This is a genomic window from Streptomyces sp. NPDC057474 (assembly GCF_042802555.1).
In the GTDB taxonomy this organism is placed as follows: domain Bacteria; phylum Actinomycetota; class Actinomycetes; order Streptomycetales; family Streptomycetaceae; genus Streptomyces.
Map to the genome: position 1 here is coordinate 1 of NZ_JBHVDX010000500.1, position 1253 is coordinate 1253.

Annotated in this window: 1 protein-coding gene; it reads right to left on the minus strand. The window is 68.5% G+C overall.

Annotated features, from left to right (window positions below; translation table 11 throughout):
• Nucleotides 1-1253 (minus strand): aldehyde dehydrogenase family protein (locus tag ACFU53_RS48065; RefSeq protein ID WP_384007026.1); only part of this gene is annotated, 1253 nt, incomplete at both ends.

Sequence of the window (1253 nt, forward strand, 5' to 3'; positions counted from 1 at the left end):
ACGTCCGCGACGGCCTTGAGGTGGCTGAACGTCTCGAGGGAGTACCGGCCGTGGTAGCGGCCCATGCCGCTTTCGCCGACGCCGCCGAAAGGCAGGCCGGGCATGAGCAGCTGCATCACCGGCTGGCCCCAGGCGACGCCGCCGGAGGACGTCTCGTTCACGAGGCGCGACTTGGTGGCCTCGGAGGTGGTGAAGGCGTAGAGCGCGAGGGGCTTTTCGCGTTCGTTGATGAAGGCGATGGCGGCGTCGAGGTCGGCGACTTCGACGACGGCGAGGATCGGACCGAAGATCTCCTCCTGCATGACCGGCGATGCGGGGTCGACATCGGTGAGCACGGTCGGGGCGATGTACAGGTCGTCGCGGTCGTGCTGGCCTCCCACCGCCGCCCGGCCGGAGTCCAGCAGACGGGTGAGCCGGTCGAAGTGCCGCTCGTTGATGATCCGGCCGAAGTCGGCTGAGGTCTGCGGGGTGGAGCCGAACTGGGCGTCGACCGCCGCGCGCAGGGCGGGAACCAGTGCGGCGGCGGTGGCAGGATCGGCCAGAACGTAGTCGGGGGCTATGCACTGCTGCCCCGCGTTGCCGAACTTGGCGCCGACCAGCCGCTTCGCGGTCTCGTCCACGTCGGCGTCGGGCGCCACGAAGACCGGCGACTTGCCCCCGAGTTCGAGCGTGACCGGGGTGAGGTTCTTGGCTGCCGCGGCCATGACGATCCGGCCGACCGCGCCATTGCCCGTGTAGAAGATCTGGTCGAAACGCTGCGCCAGCAGGGCCGTGGTCTCCTCGGCGCCCCCCTCGACCACGGTGAGCACGTCGGCGTCGAAGTACTCTCGCAGGAGCCGTGAAGCGACCGCCGAGGTGTGCACCGACATCTCGCTCGGCTTGGCCACCACGGTGTTCCCGGCGGCCAGCGCACCGATGATGGGGTCGATGAGAAGGTGCAGCGGGAAATTCCACGGAGCGATCACCAGGACGACCCCGAGCGGGTCGTACGTGGTGTAGGCCGTTGTCGTGGGACCGAAGTGGGCGGGAACCTCCACCGGGCGAGGCTGAAGCCAGCTTTCGAGATTCGCCAGTGCCTCGTCGATGTCGGCGACGGTGAAGTCGATCTCCTGCATCTTCGCCTCGGCGGCGTTCTTCCTCAGGTCCGCCCAGAGGGCTTCGATCAGCTCCTGCTCGTTCTCGACCAGCAGCGCCCGCAGCCGCTGCAACTGGTTGACGCGCCAGTCCAGTCCGCGGGTGACGCCGGTGTTGAA